Source organism: Streptomyces sp. XM83C (assembly GCF_023072675.1).
Lineage (GTDB): Bacteria > Actinomycetota > Actinomycetes > Streptomycetales > Streptomycetaceae > Streptomyces > Streptomyces thermocoprophilus.
In genome coordinates, this window is record NZ_JALLGL010000356.1 from 1 (window position 1) to 5,878 (window position 5,878).

At 76.0% G+C, this 5,878-nt stretch carries 3 protein-coding genes; all 3 read left to right on the plus strand.

Annotation, left to right across the window (positions count from 1 at the left end):
• The coding region (locus MTQ10_RS27000) for an ATP/GTP-binding protein (protein WP_247472826.1) at window positions 1–2,233 on the plus strand (2,233 nt) is incomplete at its 5' end.
• A gap of 228 nt (window positions 2,234–2,461) precedes the next feature.
• Window positions 2,462–4,135, plus strand: a complete 1,674-nt coding sequence (locus MTQ10_RS27005; protein WP_247472828.1) for a PucR family transcriptional regulator — start codon at window positions 2,462–2,464, stop codon at window positions 4,133–4,135.
• 176 nt (window positions 4,136–4,311) lie between these two features.
• The gene (locus MTQ10_RS27010) at window positions 4,312–5,757 is read left to right on the plus strand and encodes an aldehyde dehydrogenase family protein (RefSeq protein ID WP_247472843.1); all 1,446 of its coding nucleotides are present in this window, start codon (window positions 4,312–4,314) and stop codon (window positions 5,755–5,757) included.
• The last annotated feature ends 121 nt before the right edge of the window (window positions 5,758–5,878 follow it).

Below are 5,878 nucleotides of genomic sequence, written 5' to 3' on the forward strand. Positions count from 1 at the left end.
GCCCCGGCCCGCCGCCGAACCCGGCATCTGGCGGCTCGGCTACCGCCGCCCCCGCCCCGCCTCCACCGGCGAGCGGCTCTCCCCGGTCACCCTCGTCGGCGTCGCCGTACCCCTCGTCGTGGGACTGCTGCTGTGGTCCCTGTGGCGCAACGGCAGCATTCCCTACCAGTGGGCCCTGCTGCGGCTCGTCACCCCGGACGACTGGTGGTGGGGCGGCACCCTCGCCTCACCCAAGGGCATGGAGGGCGCCGAGGCCCGGGTCGTCTACGACGGCGTCTTCTTCGCCGTCCTCGTCCACAGCATGGGCCGGCTCGGCAGCTGGGGCGCCGTCGTCCGGCACACCGTCACCCAGCGCCCCCAGCCCGCCCGCGCCCTCGTCGCGCTGATCGGGGCGCTGGCCGCGCTCAGCCTCGTCTTCCCCGACGCGTTCGGCGCCGGCTGGGACGCGCTGCCCGTCGTCGGCCCCCTGTTCTCCCTGATCGTCCTGGTCACCGGCGGCTACGACTTCTTCACCTCCCCGTGGCGCACCGATGCGCTGTACGCCGTGATCACCCTGCTCGTCGTCTGGCCGTTCGCCCGCATCGGCGGCTGGCTGCCGCTGCTGCGCGACGTCCTCCAGGCCCGCCGCGCCGCCGCCGGCCCCTCCGACGCCGTACCTCCCGCCGCGCTGCCGCCCACCCAGTGGCCCGAACTGCGCGAGGCCGGACAGCGGCAGGCCGCGGACACCCTCACCGCGGAGGTCGCCGCCGGGCGCATGAACGACGTGGACTGCGCCCGCCTCCGCCACGCCTGGCGCCGCGCCCGCCGCGAGGGCCGCCTCGCCCGGTTCACCGACACCGTGCTCCGCCACGGTGCTGCCGCCCTCACCCACCCCTCCGGTGCCCGGGACCTGCCCGTGCGCGCCGCACGGCACGATCTGCTCACCGGGCAGGTACGCATCGGCCGCTGGGCCGACCACGAGCGCACCCCCCTCGCCTACCGGGGCGCCGGCGCCGCCCTCGGCCCCGACGCCCTCGGCACGTCCCTCCTCGTCGTCGGCCCGCCCGGCGCCGGCAAGACCCGGCACGTCACCGCGCCGCTCGTCGAGAACCTCGCCCTGCACGCCCTGACCGGGGCGTGCGCCGTCGTCGCCGTGGGCGCGGCGGGCGCCGGGCTCGGACCCGACGACGCGTTCGACGTCGTCGTCCGCATCGGCGACCCGCGCTCCGTGCACGACCTCGACCCGTACGCCGGCACCGACGACCCCGACGAGGCCGCCGCGCTCCTCGCCGAGGCCCTCGCCGCCGACCTCGACTCCGTCGGCACCCAGCGCGCGGCGACCGCGCTGGCCCAGCTCCTCGGCCCCTACCGGGCCGTGCACGGCCGCTTCCCCACCCTGCCCGTGCTGCGCGAACTGCTGGACGGCGACCCGGCCGCGCTGACCGACCTGCGGGCCGCGCTCGCCGAGGACCGGCACGCCGCGATGCGCCGCGAACTGGACGCCCGGGTCCGCCAGTCCGGCACCGCCGGCGACCCGGGGCCCGTGCTCGCCGACCGGCTCGCCCTGCTGGACCGGCCCGCCTTCGCGGACTTCTTCGGCGCCGGCGACGACACCATCCGCCCGTTCTCCCTGCGGGCCGTCGCCCACCATCCGCTGCGGGTGCGCATCGATCTGCCCGAGCACGGCCACGAGGAGGCGTCGCGGCTGCTCGCCCGGCTGATCCTCGCCCAGTTCACCGCCGTCGCCCGCACCGCCGGGCGCGACCACTTCGCGTGCCTCGTCCTCGACGACGCCACCGGCACCGTCACCGCCGGGTCCGTCCGCCGCCTCCAGGGGCTGCGGGCGCGGAACGCGGGTGTCGTGCTCGCCCTGCGCACCGTCGCCGACGTACCGGAGGCGCTGCACGGCCCGCTGTACGCGGCCGTCGGCTGCCGTATGGCCCTGTCCGGGGTCACCACCTGGGACGGCAGCCGGTTCGCCGGGGCGTGGGGCACCGAATGGGTCGAGACCCGCGATGTCGCCCAGCACACCGTCTTCGCCGACCAGCCCATGACACGCCTGCTGCACGCCCTGCGCAAACTGGTCACCGGGAAGGCCGTCACCACGGAGGCGGTCACCGTACGGCAGGTGGAGCGGGAACGCTGGTCGGCCTCCGAGCTCGCGCACGAGGTGCCGCCGGGGCACGCGGTGCTGTCCCTGACCACCGTCGAGGGGGAGCATGCGCCGCCACTGCTGGTGGACCTGCGGGGCTGACGGCCTGGGGGAGTCGGGCGTGCGGGGTTGATGGCCGGTGGGCCGGGTTCTGCGGGGTTGATGGCCGGTGGGCCGGGTTCTGCGGGGCTGACGGCCCGGGGGAGTCGGGCGCGCGGGGCCGAGAAGCCGACCGCTGCACAGGCGACCGTACGGTGAGGCAGAATCACCCTAGGCCGTTCATACACAGCGGCCAAAAGATCACCCGAGGTCCGTCCACCTGAAGGCCCGATGCCCCCCACCCTCGCCTCCCTCGCCCACCACTCCGCGCTCAAGCTGACCGTGCGGGCGGGCGAGGACCGCCTGGACGTGCCCGTCCGGTGGGCCCATGTGAGCGAACTCGCCGATCCCGTCCCCTACATGGAGGGCGGCGAGCTGCTGCTGATCACCGCGCTGAAGCTGGACGCCGAGGACCCCGAGGCGATGCGGCGCTATGTGAAGCGGCTCGTCGGCGCGGGCGTCGTCGGGCTGGGTTTCGCCGTCGGCGTCAACTACGACGAGATCCCCGCCGCGCTCGTCGACGCGTGCGCCGAGGAAGGCCTGCCGCTGCTGGAGGTGCCCCGCCGCACCCCGTTCCTCGCCATCAGCAAGGCCGTCTCCGCGGCCATCGCCGCCGACCAGTACCGGGCCGTCACCGCCGGTTTCGCCGCCCAGCGCGAGCTGACCAAGCAGGCCCTGAACGCCGGCCCCGAGGGCCTCCTCGGCGCGCTCGCCGCGCAGGTCGACGGCTGGGCCGCGCTGTACGACGCCTCGGGTGCCGTCGTCGCCGCCGCACCCGAGTGGGCCGGCCGCCGCGCCGCCCGCCTCACCGCCGAGGTGGAACGGCTGCGGGAGCGGCCCGCGCCCGCCTCCGTCGTGGTCGGCGGCCCCGAGCACGAGGACCGCGTCGAACTGCACTCCCTCGGCACCGGCCGCCGCCCCCGCGCCGCGCTCGCCGTCGGCACCGCCGCCGCCCCCGGCACCGCCGAGCGGTACGCCGTCCACTCCGCCATCGCCCTGCTCACCCTCACCACCGAACGCTCCCGCTCGCTGCACGCCGCCGAACAGCGCATCGGAGCCGCCGTCCTGCGCATGCTCCTCGCCGGGGAACCCGACCACGCGCGCGCCGTCGCCGGCGACCTGTACGGCGGGCTCCTCGACGCGCCCTTCCGGCTGATCGTCGCCGAGTCCGCGTCCGCGACGGCCGCCCGCGCCCACGCCGACGCGCACGCGCGCGTGAAGGGCGACAGGCCCCCGCCCGCCCCCGCACCGGCCGCGCCCGGAGCGGCCGGTGACCCGCTCGCCGCGCTCGCCGAGAGCGTGGAGGCAGCCGCCGCCCACGCCGGGGAGGCCGTCCTCGTCGTACCCGAAGGCGAACGGCTCGTCGTCCTCGCCGCGGACCAGGGCGCCGCCGTCACCGCCTGCGTCGACCACGCCGCCGCCCTGGAGTCCGCGCGGGCCGTGGAGACACGGGACCAGCCGCCCGCCGAGGACGGCGAACTCGTCGTCGGCCTGTCCGCCCCCGCCGGGCCCATCGCCGCGGCAGCCGCCTACAAGCAGGCCGAGCAGGCCCTGTCGGTGGCGCGGCGCCGGGGCCGGGTCTGCGTCGAGCACGAACAGCTCGCCGCCGGGTCGGTGCTGCCGCTGCTCGCCGACGACGCGGTGAAGGCGTTCGCGGACGGCCTGCTGCGCGCCCTGCACGAACACGACGCCACGGGCCGCGGCGACCTCGTCGCCTCCCTGCGGGCCTGGCTGTCCCGGCACGGCCAGTGGGACGCCGCCGCGGCCGACCTCGGCGTCCACCGCCACACCCTGCGCTACCGGATGCGCCGCGTGGAGGAGATCCTCGGCCGCTCCCTGGACGACCCGGACGTCCGGATGGAACTGTGGCTGGCGCTGAAGGCGACCTCGGCCGAGCCGTCGTAGCACCTGCCCAGTGGCCGCCCGCCGCACCCTCGCCGCACACCCGCGCCCCCGCCTACGCCAAAGCGGCGCGTGCCCCGGAGCGATTGTGACGGCCCGGACAAACGACCGACCGGCACCCCGGCCCTACCGTGGTCAGCGAACGAACATCCCCCAACGCGGAAGGGCCGGGACTCGCAATGACTTCCACCCACGCCTTCTGGCTCGCCGGCCGCCAGGCCACCGGCGAGGACACCTTCGACGTCACCTCTCCGTGGGACGGCCGGCTCGTCGGCACCGTCTCCGTGCCCACCGAGGCCCAGGTCGAGGAGGCCGTGGCCGCCGCCTACGCCGTACGGGACGAGTTCGCCGCCACCCCGGCGCACGTACGCGCCGCCGCCCTGGACCACGTCAGCAAGCGGCTCGCCGAGCGCACCGAGGAGATCGCGCAGCTGATCTCCGCCGAGAACGGCAAGCCGATCAAGTGGGCGCGCGGTGAGGTCGGCCGTGCCGTGTCCGTGTTCCGCTTCGCGGCCGAGGAGGCCCGCCGCTTCAACGGCGGCGAGGGCCAGCGCCTCGACACCGACGCCGGCGGCCAGGGCCGGCTCGCGCTCACCCGCCGCTTCCCCAAGGGCGTCGTCCTCGGCATCGCGCCGTTCAACTTCCCGCTGAACCTGTGCGCCCACAAGGTCGCCCCCGCGATCGCCGCCGGCGCGCCGATCATCCTCAAGCCGGCCCCCGCCACCCCGCTGTCCGCGCTGCTCCTCGGTGAGCTGCTCGCCGAGACGGACCTCCCGGCGGGCTCCTGGTCGGTGCTGACCGTGCCGAACGACCGTATGCCCGCCCTCGTCCAGGACGAGCGGCTGCCGGTCATCTCCTTCACCGGCTCCGACACGGTCGGCTACGCCATCATGGACTCGGTGCCGCGCAAGCACTGCACCCTGGAGCTGGGCGGCAACGGCGCGGCCGTCGTGCTGGCCGACTGGGCGAGCGACGAGGACCTGGACTGGGCCGCGACCCGCATCGCGACCTTCTCCAACTATCAGGGCGGCCAGTCCTGCATCTCCGTGCAGCGCGTGATCGCCGACGCGTCCGTTTACGACCGGCTGCTGCCGCGTATCGTCGCCGCCGTCGAGGCGCAGGTCACCGGCGACCCCTCCGACGACGCCACCGACGTCGGCCCGCTGGTCAGCGAGGACGCCGCCAAGCGCGTCGAGACGTGGGTAGACGAGGCCGTGGCCGCCGGCGCGAAGCTGCTCGCGGGCGGCAAGCGCGACGGCGCCTCCTACGCGCCGACCGTCCTCGCCGACGTCCCCGGCGATGTCACCCTCGCCTGCGAGGAGGTCTTCGGGCCGGTCCTCACCGTGCAGAAGGTGGACGGCGAGGCCGAGGCGTTCGCCGCGGTCAACAGCTCCAAGTTCGGCCTTCAGGCGGGTGTGTTCACGCACGACGTGCAGACCGCGTTCCGCGCCCACCGCACCCTTGAGGTCGGCGGTGTCGTCATCGGCGACGTCCCGTCCTACCGCGCGGACCAGATGCCGTACGGCGGCGTCAAGCAGTCCGGGGTCGGCCGCGAGGGCGTGCGGTTCGCGATGGAGGACTACACCTACGAGCGGGTCCTCGTCCTGACCGGCCTCGCCCTCTGAGCGACCCTCCCGGCCCGCCGCCCCCGGCGGGCCACCCGGACAGGTGCGCAGCCCTGGCGGGCCACCTGACCGGCCCGCCGCCGGCCGGGACGCACCGGCCCCCGGCCTCGCTCCCGAGCGG

What these genes read in the sequence shown, in the direction of transcription:
- MTQ10_RS27005 (WP_247472828.1), top strand. Translation starts at nt 2,462, where the DNA reads ATGCCCCCCACCCTCGCCTCCCTCGCCCACCACTCCGCGCTCAAGCTG.
- MTQ10_RS27010 (WP_247472843.1), top strand. Translation starts at nt 4,312, where the DNA reads ATGACTTCCACCCACGCCTTCTGGCTCGCCGGCCGCCAGGCCACCGGC.